Below are 15,315 nucleotides of genomic sequence, written 5' to 3'. Positions count from 1 at the left end.
GCCGGGCCCGCGCGCAGCCCGGACACACCGCCGCCCGTCACCCGAACCGCCCACCGCCCCGGTCGCGGCCGGGCTCGGAACGCGCGGGGCCGCCCCCGCCGGCGGGCGGGGGCGGCCCCGGCCGGGCAGGGGCGGTCAGGGGCGGCTGCCTCCCCGGGTCGAGACGGCGACGTAGTCCACCCGCATCGGGTGGCCGGGCTCGGTGGCCGGGCCGGGGGTGGCGCCGAGCGCGGCGGGCAGGTTGCCGCCGACGGCGACGTTCAGGATCAGGAACAGGCCGTGGTTGACGGCCTTGTCCCAGGTCGCCCGGTCCATCCGGTCGGCCGTCACCCGGTGGTGCTCACGTCCGTCGAGGTACCAGCGGACCTGCTCGGCCCCGGGGGTGAGGTCGACCTCCACCGCGTACCGGTGGAAGCCGGTACGGCAGTCCGCGCCGCACGGCTGGTCACCCGAGCCGAGGCCCTTCGGCTCCTGGCAGGGGCCGCCCTCCAGGGTGCCGCAGTGCATCGTGCCGAACACCGAGTCACGGCCGTTGACCTGCTCCATGACATCGAGTTCGCCGATCGCGGGCCAGCCGGTGTAGCCGTTGCGCAGCTCACCGCCGAGGGTCCAGAAGGCCGGCCAGTAGCCGGCGGCGGCCGGCCCGGTGACGTCGGGCAGGGCGATCGAGGCCTCGATCCGCAGCACCCCGCCGGGCGGCGGCGCGAAGTCGGAGCGGCGGGACTCGATCCGGCCCGAGCTCCAGCGGCCGTTCTCCAGGGTGGGGACGATCTCCAGCGCGCCCCGGCCGTCGAGCCGGACGTTGGCGGTCGAGTCGGTCATCGTCTCGATCTCCCCGGTGCCCCACTGGGGGGCCGGGCAGCCCGGGTAGCAGGTGCCCAGGTCGTACTGCCAGCGGTCGGCGGAGGGGCGGCTGCCGGCCGGGCCGTCGAAGTCGTCCCGCAGCACCGGGGTCCAGCCGTCGGCGCCCCCGGTCCCCGTACCGGTGCCGTTCGGAGCACCGGTGGCGGGCACCAGCCCGGCCTCGGTCAGCAGCCGGTCGAGCCGGGGCGTGAGGACGACGGCCGCGACGTTGGTCAGGTGCGCGTCGTCCCGGTAGAGCAGGATGCGCTCCAGGACGGCCGGGCAGCCGCGCCCCGCGCCGGGGCACAGCACGGAGTTCAGCTCGACCGACCGGACACCGGGGACCCGTCCGGCCGCGATCTCCTCGGCGAGCGGGTCCGGCCACTGCGCCCGGCCGCGCGGGAACTCGCAGGCGGCCGGGTCCTCGGTGTGCCCGGAGACGCAGGCCGGGACGTCCGTCCCGGGGATCGGGGTGTCCTGGATGTAGACGATCGGCACGTCGAGCGCGCGCAGCGGCGCCAGCGTCCGCTCCCAGCCCTCCAGCAGGACCCGGCGGTCGTCGGTGTAGCGGTTGAGCGCGGAGACGACGATCAGCTTGGGCTTCGGCCCGTTCCTCAGCCGCTCCAGGGCGGCCGTCCGCCAGCTGTCGCACTCCCAGTAGGTCCGCCCCAACTGCGGGTTGACGACGTCGAGTTCCGGCAGCGGGCAGCCCTGCTTGACCAGTTCCTCCAGCGCCCAGTGACGCTGGGCGGCGATGGCCAGCACCGGGGAGAACCACTGGCCGGCGTGCGAGTCGCCGAGCAGGACGATCCGGTCCGGGCTCGTGGTGTCGCCGAACAGACAGGCGGGGCTGGTGACGGCGCTCGGCGCCACCTCGCACTCGCCGTCCGGCGGGAAGTCCTTGCGCGCCTGCGCCGCGGCCGGGACGACCGGTCCGCTCTTGGGCGCGGCGGCGGTGCGGACCAGCAGCGAGGTGCCGTCGGGCGAGCCGGGCGGCAGACCGAGCAGGTCCACCGGCCCGGCCGGGCCGAGCAGTCGCAGCGTACCGGTGCCGACGACCAACGCCAGCACCACCGGGACGATCACCGCGGTCAATCCCAACGAGAGTCCGCGCCTGGGGAGTTCGGAGACGGTCCGGCTGCGGCGCAGCGGCTGCTCGATCCAGCGCAGCACCGCCGCGGCGGGCAGCGCGGCCGCCGCGCTCAGCGCCACCTTGGCCGGCCAGCCGAGCGTGCCGAGCCGGGCCTCGGCGAGCACCAGGACCGGCCAGTGCCACAGGTAGAGGTTGTAGGAGAGCCGCCCGATCGCGCGCGGGGCGCGCAGGCCCAGCAGCCGGTCCACCCCGAGGCCAGGGGCGCCCGCCGCCCCCCGGCCGGCGCGCCGGTCGGGCGTCCCGGCCAGGATGATCGCGGCGGTGGCGACGGTCGGCACCAGCGCGGCGTACCCCGGGTAGGGGGTGCCGGCGTCGTAGGCGAGGACGCACCAGCCGATGGCCAGCAGGCCGGCCCAGCCGGTGAGCAGGCGCAGCGGGCGCGGTCCGCGCAGCCGGTGCCAGGGCAGCAGGGCGAGCAGTGCCCCGACCCCGAACTGCCAGACGCGGGACGGCGTGCCGAGGTAGGCGAGCGAGACCGAGCCCCGGGTCCAGTGCAGCGACAGGGCGAAGGAGGCCAGCGTCAGCGCTCCGGCGACCACGGCCGCCGTCGTCCGGACGGCCCGGCCGCGGCGGACCGCCCGGGCCGCCAGGAACACGATCAGCGCGACCAACGGCGCCCAGAACAGGTAGAACTGCTCCTCCACCGCGAGCGACCAGAAGTGCAGCAGCGGGCTCGGGTCGCGCCCGGCCGCGAGGTAGTCGGTCTGTTCGGAGATGAAGCGCCAGTTGGCGACGGAGAGCGCCGCGGCGAGCACGTCGTGCTCCAGGTCGGCGCGGCGCAGCGGGACGGTCAGCCAGGCGCCGGCCAGCGCGACCGCGCCGAGCACCACCGCGGCGGACGGCAGCAGCCGGCGGGCCCGGCGGGAGAAGAACTCCCCCAGCCGGATCCGGCCGGTGGTGACGGCCTCGCGCACCAGCAGGCCGGTGATCAGGTAGCCGGAGACGACGAGGAAGACGTCGACGCCGACGAACCCGCCGGCCAGTCCGGGCACGGAGGCGTGGAAGGCGAGCACCGCGAGGACCGCCACCGCGCGCAGGCCCTCGATGTCGGGACGGAAGCCGGCCTCGCGGGGGGCCGGCCCCGGGCTGCCGGACGCCCGCGCGCCGGAGCCCCGGGAGCCGGAGCCGCCGCGCGGCGGACCGGGAATGGTGTAGGTGTCCGGCAGGAGGTCCGGACCCGTGGTCGGGGACATCGGTGTGACGACCTTTCAACCCAGCCAGGGCAGCATCGGGCGGACCCAGCCGGAGGCCAGCAGGGCGGTGAGCACGAGAGTGGCGGTGGCGGCCAGCGCTTCGGGCCAGCGCCTGGGCAGCATGCCGGTCCGCGCCGCGCGCGGGGGCAGCAGCCGCCGCAGGACGCCGGGGCGGGCCGGGGCGGCCGCGCTCCCCCCGTCGGCCGGGCGGAGTTCGCCGACCAGGTCGCGGATCAGCGGGAGGCCGATCTGGCACTGCACGGCCAGGTAGAGGCCGAGGCCCCAGTTGGGCTCCCAGCCGTTGCGGGCCACGGCCAGCGCGAGGCCCGCGGCGGCCGCGCCGACGGAGGCGCAGAGCCAGCCGAGCGAGACCAGGACGACCCGGCGGGCCAGCCCGCCCGGCTTCGCCCGGCCGGCGCCGGTGGGCACCCAGGCCGCGCTGCGGCCGCGCAGGGTGTGCCAGAAGGCGGCCCCGGCGGCCACGCTCATCAGCACGTTGGAGCGGATCACCTCGATCCGCCAGCGGGTCCGGCTGATCCGGGGCAGCAGCACGTGCCAGAGCCAGAGCGGCGCGAGCAGCGGCAGGACGTGCCAGGGCCGGATCTGGTCCGGGTACCAGAACATCATCACCAGCGGCGGCAGCGGTGCCACGAAGAGGTTCACCGCGGCGGCCAGGTAGCCGACGACGCCCTCGTAGAAGCAGAGCCGCATCCGCCAGGGTGCCCGGATCCGCTTCAGGACGGGCGAGCCGAGCAGGTGCAGGTTGCCCATCGCCCAGCGGTACTGCTGGTTGACGTAGGAGGCGAGGTTGTCGGGCGAGGTGCCCTTGGCGACCAGCACCGGGACGTAGAGCGTCCGGTACCCCTTCTCGTACACGCCGAGGCCGGTGAAGAGGTCCTCGCTGTGGTCGAGCCGGGCGAAGCCGCCGGCCGCGTCGATCGCCGCGCGCCGGTAGACCGCGTTGCTGCCGCAGCAGATCGCCGCGTCGCTGGCGTCCCGGGAGGGCTGGATCCAGCGGAAGAACCACTCCTGCGCCGAACCGGCGGCGCGCTGGATCCAGCCCATCGACTCGTCGGTGTCGAAGCACTGCGGGCTCTGCACGATGCCGATCCGGGCGTCGGCGAAGTACGGCACCAGGTGCCGCAGGAAGTCCGGCCGGGGCGCGAAGTCGGCGTCCAGGATGGCGATGTACTCGGCGCGGCTCAGGGTGAGCGCGTGGTTGAGGTTGCCCGCCTTCTTGAGGTGCCCCCGGTCGGGGCGCACCACGTAGGCGTAGCCGTGCGCGGCGGCCAGGTCGGCGACCTCGGCGCGGTCGGCGTCGTCGAGCACCCAGACGGTCAGCGCGCCCGGCCAGTCGAGCGCCCGGACCGCCCGGTAGGCGTTCTCCAGGACGTCGAGCGGCTCGCCGCAGGTCGGCAGGTAGAGGTCGACGGTCGGCAGCTCAACGGGGTTCCAGGCGTGCACCAGGACCTCGTGCGACTGCCTGGTCAGCCGCCGCTGGCGGAGGCTGTTGACCGAGGAGAGCCCGAGCGCGACCACGTTGAGCGCGAGGACGGCGAGGAAGCCCCAGAGGGCCGGGGTGCGCAGCGAGAAGGTGAACATGGTCGCCGCAGTGAAGACGAAGGCCAGCGAGGTGAGAACGAGCACCCAGCGGCGCTGTGGTCCGAAGTACCAGTACAGCTCCTGATCGGAAGGAGGTTGAGGAAGATGTTGGACAGTCATGAGGCCCCCACAGCCGCGTTTCTGACAGCTCCACGGCCACAGTACCGCATTGGTATAGACCATTTCCCCGGTCGTCCGTGACCTGGGACACCCTCCGGCCGGCCCCGCGCCCACCCCTTGATCATTCGAACGTCCCGGCCGGGGCGCGACGGGAAGCAGCAGGTCACAGCGGGGTTAACAGTCGTCCAACATCCACGGGGGTGCGCGCCTCCGGACCCGTCGGCGGCGTGCCGCGACGCCCGCGGCCTCCCGCCGCCCACTCCACCGCTCCCCCTCCACCGCACCCACTCCGACCGCTCCACCGCGCCCACCCCCGACGCCCGCTCCCGCCGCACCCCCGACGCCCGCTCCCCCGGACGGACGGCCGTGCCGCCCGTTCGGCGCAGTCCGGATCGTGCCGGGACCCCGGTGTTCCCAGACTCGGAGGCGGGGGTGGACTCAACCGGAGAGGCATCCTCATGAGCATCGGGCTACGCCGCGTCGTCGCGGTGGCCGCAGTGGTGACCGTCGGAATGGGCCTGGCGTCGTGCGGCAGCGCCAAGCAGTCGACCGGCACCACGTCCTCGGGCAGTGCGAGCGCGAGCGCGGGAGGGGCGGTCAAGATCGGGCTGCTGCTGCCGGAGACCAAGACGACCCGGTACGAGCAGTTCGACCGCCCGCTGATCGAGCAGAAGATCAAGGAACTGGCACCGAACGCGCAGATCGACTACTACAACGCCAACGAGAACGCGACCACCCAGCAGACCCAGGTGGACACCGCGCTGACCAAGGGCGACACGGTCCTGATCCTGGACGCGGTGGACTCCAAGTCGATCCAGTCCTCCGTCCAGAAGGCGCACGACGCGGGCGTGAAGGTGGTCGCGTACGATCGCCTGGCGCAGGGGCCGGTCGACTCGTACGTGTCGTTCGACAACAAGAAGGTCGGCGAGTTGCAGGGGCAGGCCCTGGTGGCGGCCGTCGGCGACAAGGCGAACTCCGGGTCGGTCATCATGATCAACGGCTCGCCGACCGACCCCAACGCGGCCGACTTCAAGGCGGGCGCGCACAGCGCCATCGACGGGAAGCTCAAGATCGGCAAGGAGTACGACACGCCGAACTGGGACCCGAACAACGCCAACCAGGAGGCCGCCGCCGCGATCACCGCGATCGGCGCGCCGAACGTCGTCGGGGTCTACTCGGCCAACGACGGGATGGCCGCCGGTATCGCGACCGCGCTGAAGGCGGCCGGCCTCAGCGTGCCGCTGACCGGCCAGGACGCCCAGCTGGACGCGGTGCAGCGGATCCTGGTGAACACCCAGACGATGTCGATCTACAAGCCGTTCAAGCCGGAGACCGAGGCGGCCGCGCGGATGGCGGTGGCCTTCGCCCAGGGCAAGTCCCCCGAGGCCTCGCTGGTGCCCGTCACGGTGACCAACGGCAGCGGCAACAAGGTGCCGGCCGACCTGATCACCCCGGTGGTGCTGGTCAAGGACAACATCAAGAGCACCGTGGTCGCCGACGGCCTCTACACCGTCGCGCAGATCTGCACGCCCGACTACGCCGCCGCCTGCGCCGCCGCCGGCCTCACGTAGTCGCCGGGCCTCACGCGGTCGCCGGGCCTCACGCAACCTCCGGCGCCGCCCGCGGCCCGGCACCGGTCGGACCCGGTCGCCCACTCGCCGCCGAAGGCCGCCGCGGTCGTCGCCCGCAACCCCGGGCACCCCGAAGCCGAACACGCCCCGCCTTCTCCCCGGAGGCGGGGCAAGGGAGTTGGTCACTGTGGCAGGTGAGACCGTACTGGCCCTGCGCGGGGTCTCCAAACGGTTCGGCGCCGTCCAGGCGCTCACCGACATCGAGCTGGAGGTGCGCACCGGCGAGGTGGTCGCACTGGTCGGCGACAACGGCGCCGGCAAGTCCACCCTCGTCAAGGCGATCGCCGGGGTGCACCAGCCGGACGAGGGCGTCATCGAGTGGCAGGGCCGCCCGGTGTCCATCCACCGCCCCCAGGACGCCCAGCACCTCGGGGTGGCCACCGTCTACCAGGACCTCGCGCTCTGCGACAACCTCGACGTGGTCGGGAACCTCTTCCTGGGCCGCGAGATCAAGCGCTTCACCGTCCTCGACGAGGTCGAGATGGAGAAGCGCTCGCGCGAGCTGCTGGACACGCTCTCCATCCGCATCCCCAGCGTGCGGATCCCGATCGCCTCGCTCTCCGGCGGTCAGCGCCAGGTGGTGGCGATCGCCCGCGCGCTGATCGGGTCGCCCAAGGTCGTGATGCTGGACGAGCCGACCGCCGCGCTCGGCGTCGAGCAGACCGCCCAGGTCCTGGACCTGGTCGAGCGGCTGCGCGACCGGGGCCTCGGCGTGATCCTGATCAGCCACAACATGGCGGACGTGATGGCGGTCGCGGACACCGTCGCGGTCCTGCGGCTCGGCCGCAACAACGGCGTCTTCGACCGGCGCGCCACCAACCAGGAACAGATCATCTCGGCCATCACCGGTGCCACGGACAACGCGGTGACCCGCCGACAGGCCCGCGGCACGGAGGGCTCCCAGTGACCGACGACATCCCGGGCGGCGACGACGGCCGCCACCACCACCCCCTGCCCGAGGACAGCATGCCCAAGGGCGGCGTCAACGCCCCCGTCCCGGTGGCGGCGTCCGCGACCCCGGCCGTGGACCCGCGGCTGATCGTGCGCCAGGAGGGCCTCAAGGGCTACCTGGGCGAGTTCCGCCGGCGGCTGAGCAGCGGCGAACTCGGCTCGCTGCCCGTCGTCCTGGCCCTGGTCGTGATCTGGGCCGTCTTCGGCAGCCTGGACAGCACCTTCCTCTCCGCCCAGAACCTCTCCAACCTGTCCCAGCAGATCGTCGGCACCGGCATGATCGCCATCGGCGTGGTCTTCGTGCTGCTGCTCGGCGAGATCGACCTCTCGGTGGGCTCGGTCAGCGGCCTGTGCGCGGCGATCTACGCCGTCCTCGACGTCACCCACGGGGTCAACCAGTGGGTGGCGCTGTTCTCCGCCGTCCTCGGCGGCGCGGTCGTCGGCCTGGTCCAGGGCCTCTTCTTCGCGAAGGTCGGCGTGCCGGCCTTCGTCGTCACCCTCGCGGGCAACCTCGGCTGGAACGGCGCCATGCTGCAGATCCTCGGCGCGAGCGGCACCGTCAACCTGCCCGGCACGGACATCGTCTCCCGCCTCTACAGCACCATCTACGGCCAGCAGCTCGCCGCCTACGGCGCCGCCGCCGCCGGCGTGCTGCTCTTCGTCGCCGCCTCGCTGTACGACACCCGGCGGCGGCGGGCGGCCGGCGTGCCGTACCGGCCGGTGGCCGACCTGGTGCTGCGGACGACGGCGCTGGCCGTCGTCGCGTTCCTCGCCGCGTACACCCTCAACCAGTACAAGGGGCTGCCGCTCGCCCTGCTGATCTTCCTGATCTTCATCGTGGTGCTGGACTTCGTCCTGCGCCGCACCACCTACGGACGCCAGATCTTCGCGCTCGGCGGCAACATCGAGGGCGCGCGCCGCGCCGGCATCAACATCTCCTGGATCCGGATCAGCGTGTTCGTCATCTGCTCCACCATGGCGGGCATCGGCGGCCTCTTCCTGGCCGCCCAGATCCAGTCCGCCAGCCAGACCTCCGGCGGCGGCAACCTGCTGATGAACGCCATCGCGGCGGCCGTCATCGGCGGCACCAGCCTCTTCGGCGGCCGCGGCAAGACCTGGTCGGCCCTGCTCGGCGCACTGGTGATCGGCTCGATCCAGTCCGGCATGAACATCGAGGGCCTGAGCAACGCCATCCAGTTCATGATCACCGGCGCCGTGCTGCTCGCCGCGGTGGTCGTCGACTCCCTCGCCCGCCGCACCCAGAAGGCCGCCGGCCGCGCCTGACCGCCGGGCGGCGCGACCCCACGCGCGTTGCGGCGGAGGCCCGCTCCACCGAGGTGGAGCGGGCCTCCGTGCCGCGTCCGCGGGCGCCCGGCCGCGAGGCCTTCGGACCGGGCCAGAGCGCCGGGCTCGACGGACCGGGCTCAGTGCGCCGGGCTCAGTGCGCCGGGGCCGGGAAGGTCGGGTACTCCACACCGGAGACGTACTGGACGACCCGGATGACCTGGCACGAGTAGCCGAACTCGTTGTCGTACCACAGGTAGAGGATCGCGTTGTCCCCGTCGACCATGGTCGGGCCGGCGTCCACGATCGACGCGTGGCGCGAGCCGATGAAGTCGCTCGACACCGCGTCGGGGGCGGTGACGAAGTCGATCTGGCGCTTCAGCGACGAGGTCAGCGACACGTCCCGGAGGTAGTCGAGGACCTCCTCACGGGTGGTCTCGCGGCCGAGCCGCAGGCTGAGGATCGCGATCGAGACGTCCGGCACCGGCACCCGGATCGAGCTGCCGGTGATCTTCGCGTCGAGGTCGGGCAGCGCCTTCGCGACGGCGGAGGCGGCACCGGTCTCGGTGATGACCATGTTCAGCGGTGCCGAACGGCCACGGCGGTCCGAGCTGTGGTAGTTGTCCAGCAGGTTCTGGTCGTTGGTGAACGAGTGGACGGTCTCCACGTGGCCGCGCAGCACGCCGTACTCGTCCGCCATCGCCTTCAGCGGCGGGACGATCGCGTTGGTGGTGCAGGAGGCGCAGGACAGGATCTGCTCGTCCGGCTTGATCGTGTCGTGGTTCACACCGTGCACGATGTTCGGGACGTCGCCCTTGCCCGGCGCGGTCAGCACGACCTTCTCGATCCCGGGACGCAGGTGCTTCGACAGCCCCTCGCGGTCGCGCCACCGGCCGGTGTTGTCGATCAGGATGGCGTCCTTGATCCCGTACTCGGTGTAGTCCACCTTCGTCGGGTCGTCGGAGTAGATCACCGTGATCGCGTGGCCGTTGGCGATGATCGTGTTGTTCGCCTCGTCGACGGTGATCGTGCCGTTGAACTGGCCGTGGATCGAGTCGCGCCGCAGCAGCGAGGCGCGCTTCACCAGATCGTCGCCCGCGCCCTTGCGGACGACGATGGCACGCAGCCGCAGGCCGTTGCCCGAGCCGGCCTTCTCGATCAGCAGCCGGGCCAGCAGCCGGCCGATCCGGCCGAACCCGTAGAGCACGACGTCCCGCGACCCGCGGCGCTCCAGCTTGTTCGCACCCGTGGCGCCGGCCACCGCCTCCGCGGTGAACTCCGCCACCGACAGACCGCGGTCATCGGCCTTGTACGTCGCGGCGAGCATGCCGATGTCGATCTGGGAGGGGCCGAGATCCAGCGCGGTGAGCGCGTGCAGGAAGGGCAGCGTCTCGGTGACCGAGAGCTCCTCACCGGCTATCTGGCGGGCGAACCGGTGAGTCTTGAGAATGCTGACCACCGACTTGTTCACCAGGGAACGGCTGTGCAGCAGAACGGTGACGTCCCGCTCCCGCTGCAGCCTCCCGATGATCGGGATCATCGACTCCGCGATCTCCTCGCGGTTCATCCAGTTAGTGAACACGTCTTCGTTGACAGTCACAGGTCCATCTTTCGAGCTAGGCGAATGCCTCCATGCTAGCTTTGGGCCACTTTGGCCTCTCAGCCGGACCCACCCGAGCAGGGACTTCGCCCTCCACGGCGGCCCGGTGGGCCCGCGCGGCCGCCCGCACGAAGGGCCCATCCGCACCGCTCCGGGGCCGCCCGAGACCGGGCAGCGCCCGAGGGATCTCCGTGCCGGCCGCGGTGGCGCGGAAGCCGGGCACCGGGTCGGGCCGGCCGGACGGCGGGCTCTCGTGGCGGGGCCGGGCGAGCGCCGGCGTCCACCCGTCGTCACCGTAGGTGGCGACCGGATCGCCGCCCCGGGCCGCGGACCCGGTCACGGCCGTGCGGTCGGTCCAGGTCTCGACCCCCGAGTCCCCGAGGTCAGGCCGCTCTCCTCGCCGCTGGAGCCGCGAGCCGCCCGCCTCAGGCCCGGCAGGGCTCGGTGGTCAGGGTGGTGGTGAAGACCGGCCGGCCCTCCTGGGTGGCGTCGACGCGGGTGCGGGGGCGGCCCTCGGTGTCGGGGGGCTCGGGGGTGACGGTGAGCAGGCAGGGCTGGTCGAACTCGACGTAGCGCAGGAAGGTGCTGTCGAAGCCGACCGGCACCGTCGGGTACGGCAGCGCGGCGCGGACCGCCTGGACGACGGCCTCCAGCAGCACCATGCCGGGTACGTGGTCGTGCGGGTGGTCGAAGAGGACCCGGTGACCGGTGTCGGTGCGCAGTCGCCAGCGGCCCGGCGAGTCCGTCGGCGAGATGACCACGTCCCGCGGGTCCAGGCGGCCCACCAGGTCGGCGGGGGCCGGCGGGGGCGGCGGGAGCGCCCGGGCGAAGGCCTGGCGCGCGTCGGCGGAGCGGCCGCGCAGGCGCTCGTACAGGGCCGGCGGGTGGCTGGTGTAGTGCAGTTCGGCCGTCCCCAGGTGGTGTCCGGCGCGCCGGGCCTCGACCTGGGAGACGACGTGGGCGGAGCCGAGCCGCCGGCGCAGGACAGAGCTGTGGGTGATGGCCAGGTCGACGGTGGCCGGTCCGGAAGTGGTCGACAGTTCGTCGGAGTTGACGGAGGTTCGGATACGCTCCAGACCGAAGCGGTACCCGAGCGGGACGCCGTGGACGGCGTGGCTCAGCACGGAGAGCGCCTGGCGCGCGCTCTCGACGAACAGCAGGGGGCTGTAGCGGCCGCCCTCGGCGTAGAAGGGGTGGTCGTGCGGCCATCGCACCGTGACCCACTGGGTGGCGCCGGAGACGTCGCCCCAGTCGGTGACGAGTGCTTCGCCGGCCACGGACTTGCCGACCAGTGCCGGTATCTCCGGCCGGGTGGTGGCCGCGTGCTGAAGGATCGTTGGACGCGACTCCATGTGAGCCGTCTCCCCCCGGAGTCGGTGTGGCGGAGGACGGGAGCGGTGCAATCGTCCCCCCAGCCTATAAAATGAAGAATACTCTTCTTTATCAAGCAACATGAGGTGTAGTCGCATGGTGGGACGCCCAGTGAAGCAGGAGCGGGCCGAGCGGACGCGGGCCGCCCTCATCCAGGCCGCCGCGAAGCTCTTCGGGGAGCAGGGCTTCTCCGGGACCAGCGTCGTGAAGATCGCCGACGAGGCGGGCATGACGCTGGGCGCGGTGTACTTCCACTTCCGCAACAAGAGCGAACTGGCCCGGGAGATCGTCTTCCGGCAGCCCGAGTGGGTGGTGACCCCGCGCCCCTCGGAGGGCCTGCAGCGCGTCGTCGACGTGTCGCTCACCTGGGCCTGCCAGCTGCTCGACAACCCCATCCTGCAGGCGGGCGCCCGACTGGTCTGGGAGCAGGAGCAGTTCAACTCCCCGGACGAGAACTCCCACCGCCAGTGGGCCGAGATCATCCTGGAGGACCTCCTCGTCGCCCAGCGCCGGCGGGAGCTGCGGGCCGGCACCGACATCCAGGCCCTGTCCCGGCTGGTGGTGTACGCGTGTACCGGCGCCCAGATGCACTCGTTCATCGAGACCAGGCGCGCCGATCTCCCGGCACGCGTCGTGGAGTTCTGGCAGCTCCTGCTGCCGGCCGTGGCCACGCCGAGCACCGCCAGGCGGATCGAGCTCTCGGAGTGCCGGGGACGCCCGGAGTAGCGCCCCGGCGGTTCCGCCCGCCGCGCCGGTCTGTTTCCCGGATCGTCGACCGACCCGTCTGGTGCGCCCCCCGTCAGGACCGGACAATGATCCACATCCGAGTTCGATCACACCGAGGACCGGCTCGCGGGCCGTCGGCGCCGCGAGCAGGGGGGCGAAGCGCATGGAGCACGGCCAGGGGCTGCTGCGGGGCAAGACCGTCATGATCACCGGAGCGTCCAGCGGGATAGGCGCGGCCGCGGCCCGGCTGTTCGCCGCCGAGGGCGCGGCCGTCGTACTCGTCGCCCGGCGCAAGGAGTTGCTCGACCTGCTGGCCGGCGAGATCCGCGCCGCGGGCGGGCGGGTCGAGGTGGCCCCGGGGGACGTCACGGCCACGACGGACGTCGAACGGGCCGTCCACACCGCGACGGAGGCTTTCGGCGGCCTCGACGGCGCCTTCAACAACGCCGGTTGGGGGGCGATCGGATCAGAGCTGCACGAAACGGACGACGCGGTCTACGACCGGATCATGGACGTCAACGTGCGCGGCGTGTGGAACTGCCTGAAGCACCAGGTGCCGGTGATGATGCGTCAGGAGTCGGGCGGATCGATCGTCAACACCGGGAGTACCGCGAGCCTGTTCGCCACCGGCGCGGTCTCCCCCTACGTGGCCGCCAAGCACGCCGTGCTCGGCCTGACCCGGGCCGCGGCGGCCGAGTACGGGGGGCGCGGCATCAGAGTGAACGCGCTCGTGGTCGGGACGACCCGGACCGAGCTGATCGAGGACGCCATCCGGCAGGTACCGCAGCTGGAGCAGCTCGCGGTGGCCCGGTCCATCCAACCCCGCCTCGCCGAACCGGTCGAGGTGGCGCGCGCCGCGGCCTGGCTGCTGAGCGACCAGGCCTCCTTCGTGACCGGAGGTGCCGTCCCCGTAGACGGCGGCTGCAGCGCCGTCTGACGGGGGCGGCGAGGCCGGGGCCGGCCCCGGCCGGGGGACTCTCGCCCGTGGGCTCAAGTCAGACACTGCTCGCCGCAGCCGATGAGCTCCCAGATGCGGCTGATGTGCTCCACCGACTGACCGTCCAGGGGCTCCTTACGACAGGCCCGCTGCCGGATGCAGGACTCCGCGCCGGTGACCAGGTACCCGGCCAGGGTGGCGAGGGTGGTCCGGTCACCGTAGGGGCCCAACTCGGCGTCGTGCGTCTCCCGCAGACGCTCATGGATCACCGGGGCCCAGGTCGACGACCAGTCCGGCTCGCCGGGTTGCTCCCTGGCGAGCCGGGCCGCGGCCCGGACCACGGCCTCCCGCTCCAGCAGATCGGCCAGCGCCAGGGTCAGCGAGATGACCGACTGGACCGGCGGTTCGCTCCGCGCCGTGACCTGGCCCACCACGGCCTGGGTCACGGCGTGCCCCTGGGTCCTGACGACCGAGGCCATCTCCTCCTTGCTCTGGAAGTGGAAGGTCAGGGCTCCGGTGGTGATTCCGGCCGACCTGGCGATCCGTGCCAGGGACGCCCCCGCGTATCCGTCGCGGTCGAACTCGCCAGCGGCCGCGCTGACCAGGTTCTGTCGCGTCCGGGCCGCCCTCTCTTGCATCATCATGCTCCTGTCAGATGTGGCGTTCATACACCCGCACCATAGGTGTAAAAAAAGAATGCCACTATTTTTGTAGCGGGGGCGCCTCCCCGTGGTGCATCCTGTGTAGAACTGGTGTACAGGGGGGACTTTATGACTCTGACGGCAACCTCTCGAACCGAACTACCAGGTCAACCCCGGGCCGTGGTGTCGATCCAGTACCGACGGACCGAGAAGACCTCCGAGCCGCAGGCGATCCGCGTCCTCGTCGTCGCCGACGACGAGGACATCGCCGAAGGAAGGGCACACGACCTCCGACGACAGGGCTACTTCACGAGACTCGTCAGCACCGGCGCTGAGGTGCTGAGAACCCATGAGCACTCGGACATGATCCTGCTCGACCTCGATCTCCCCGACATCGACGGCCTCGAAGTATGCCGTTCGATACGGGCGAGCGGAGACAAGCCCATTATCACTCTCACCGGTCGCGACACCGAACTGGATCGGGTGCTCGCCCTCCAGGCGGGCGCGGACGACTGCGTCGTCCGATCCTGCGGTCCACGCGAGATGACAGCGCGCATCGAGGCGGTACTTCGTCGGGCTCATCCTAGACCGGCGCCCATCCGCATATTATCCATCGGCCCCCTCCACGTGGACGAAAGGACGCGTGAAGTCCGCTTGCACGGCGAGCGGGTGAGCCTCACCGCCAAGGAGTTCGAGCTGCTGCACACCCTGGCCGCGAACCCCGGCAACGTCATGTCACGCAAGGATCTGATGGCCCGGGTGTGGGACACCGACTGGGTGGACTCCAGCCGGACCATCGACACGCACGTGCGCAACCTCCGCGCCAAGCTCGGCGCCAACAGCTGGGTCATCACCGTCCGCGGCGTGGGCTACCGCATCGGCCACGGCTGACGCCCGGCCCGCCGGCCGGGCCCGCCTCACAAGGAACGGGCCCCCGGAGGACGGACCCCGTAGCACCGCCCCCACAAGGACGGACCTCACAAGGACAGAGCCCGCAAGGACCCACCGAGATCGGATCCCCGTGAGCGCGACCCGCCCGCCGACCAACCGTCATCCGCTGTTTCCCCGGCAGTCGACGGACGGAAGGCCGAGGCGCCCCCCGAAAGCGCGACACCCGGCGTGAACGACCGGACGGTTCGACAGACGGCAGTGGCTCCCGCCCCTGGGGCGGGAGGCCCAGGCCGCTGTGGGCAGCGGGAGGACCCGCCCGCCCAAACCCCGGCAAGCCGGCGGCCGGGCCCCGACCACCACGGGCTTATACGG

The 15,315-nt window shown here is 72.3% G+C and carries 11 protein-coding genes; 6 read left to right on the top strand and 5 right to left on the bottom strand.

The window, feature by feature from the left end:
• Positions 1 to 135: 135 nt before the first annotated feature.
• Both ACFXHB_RS04875 and ACFXHB_RS04870 read right to left on the bottom strand, forming a co-directional pair.
• Positions 136 to 3,189, bottom strand: coding sequence for an acyltransferase family protein (locus tag ACFXHB_RS04875; protein ID WP_380572118.1), 3,054 nt, complete (start codon positions 3,187 to 3,189; stop codon positions 136 to 138).
• 15 nt (positions 3,190 to 3,204) lie between these two features.
• A complete protein-coding gene (locus ACFXHB_RS04870) occupies positions 3,205 to 4,911 on the bottom strand; it encodes a glycosyltransferase family 2 protein (RefSeq protein ID WP_380572116.1) in 1,707 nt (568 codons plus the stop codon).
• A gap of 458 nt (positions 4,912 to 5,369) precedes the next feature.
• On the opposite strand from ACFXHB_RS04870, the gene ACFXHB_RS04865 reads away from it, so the two are divergent.
• The 3 genes from ACFXHB_RS04865 (at position 5,370) to ACFXHB_RS04855 (ending at position 8,777) form a co-directional block, all read left to right on the top strand.
• Positions 5,370 to 6,482, top strand: coding sequence for a substrate-binding domain-containing protein (locus tag ACFXHB_RS04865; RefSeq protein WP_380572114.1), 1,113 nt, complete (start codon positions 5,370 to 5,372; stop codon positions 6,480 to 6,482).
• A 187-nt stretch (positions 6,483 to 6,669) separates the two neighbouring features.
• A complete protein-coding gene (locus tag ACFXHB_RS04860) occupies positions 6,670 to 7,449 on the top strand; it encodes an ATP-binding cassette domain-containing protein (RefSeq protein ID WP_380572112.1) in 780 nt (259 codons plus the stop codon).
• Positions 7,450 to 7,508: 59 nt separating this feature from the next.
• Positions 7,509 to 8,777: a sugar ABC transporter permease gene (locus ACFXHB_RS04855; RefSeq protein ID WP_380572376.1), complete on the top strand. Its 1,269-nt coding sequence runs from the start codon at positions 7,509 to 7,511 to the stop codon at positions 8,775 to 8,777.
• Between the two features lie 154 nt (positions 8,778 to 8,931).
• Here the strand turns inward: ACFXHB_RS04855 and ACFXHB_RS04850 are convergent, their stop codons facing one another.
• The gene (locus ACFXHB_RS04850; RefSeq protein ID WP_380572110.1) at positions 8,932 to 10,377 is read right to left on the bottom strand and encodes a glyceraldehyde-3-phosphate dehydrogenase; all 1,446 of its coding nucleotides are present in this window, start codon (positions 10,375 to 10,377) and stop codon (positions 8,932 to 8,934) included.
• A gap of 425 nt (positions 10,378 to 10,802) precedes the next feature.
• Entirely contained in the window at positions 10,803 to 11,729 is a 927-nt protein-coding gene (locus ACFXHB_RS04845; protein ID WP_380572108.1) for a ScbA/BarX family gamma-butyrolactone biosynthesis protein, read from the bottom strand.
• A gap of 115 nt (positions 11,730 to 11,844) precedes the next feature.
• Here ACFXHB_RS04845 and ACFXHB_RS04840 point away from each other — a divergent pair, with 115 nt between their 5' ends.
• Positions 11,845 to 12,474 carry a ScbR family autoregulator-binding transcription factor gene (locus ACFXHB_RS04840; protein ID WP_380572106.1) on the top strand — a complete coding sequence of 210 codons (630 nt, stop codon included), beginning with the start codon at positions 11,845 to 11,847 and terminating at the stop codon, positions 12,472 to 12,474.
• Positions 12,475 to 12,676: 202 nt separating this feature from the next.
• On the top strand, positions 12,677 to 13,411 hold the full coding sequence (locus ACFXHB_RS04835) for an SDR family NAD(P)-dependent oxidoreductase (RefSeq protein WP_380572375.1): 735 nt from the start codon (positions 12,677 to 12,679) through the stop codon (positions 13,409 to 13,411).
• A gap of 53 nt (positions 13,412 to 13,464) precedes the next feature.
• Here ACFXHB_RS04835 and ACFXHB_RS04830 read toward each other — a convergent pair whose 3' ends face one another.
• Positions 13,465 to 14,049 (bottom strand): TetR family transcriptional regulator, encoded by a 585-nt coding sequence (locus ACFXHB_RS04830; protein WP_380572104.1) that lies wholly within the window; start codon positions 14,047 to 14,049, stop codon positions 13,465 to 13,467.
• A gap of 183 nt (positions 14,050 to 14,232) precedes the next feature.
• Here ACFXHB_RS04830 and ACFXHB_RS04825 point away from each other — a divergent pair, with 183 nt between their 5' ends.
• Entirely contained in the window at positions 14,233 to 14,943 is a 711-nt protein-coding gene (locus tag ACFXHB_RS04825; RefSeq protein ID WP_380572102.1) for a response regulator transcription factor, read from the top strand.
• The last annotated feature ends 372 nt before the right edge of the window (positions 14,944 to 15,315 follow it).

Origin of the sequence: Kitasatospora sp. NPDC059327 (assembly GCF_042752535.1) — a bacterium.
GTDB lineage: Bacteria > Actinomycetota > Actinomycetes > Streptomycetales > Streptomycetaceae > Kitasatospora.
The sequence above is the reverse complement of the archived record's forward strand: the minus strand, read 5'-3'. Positions and strand labels throughout refer to the sequence as shown.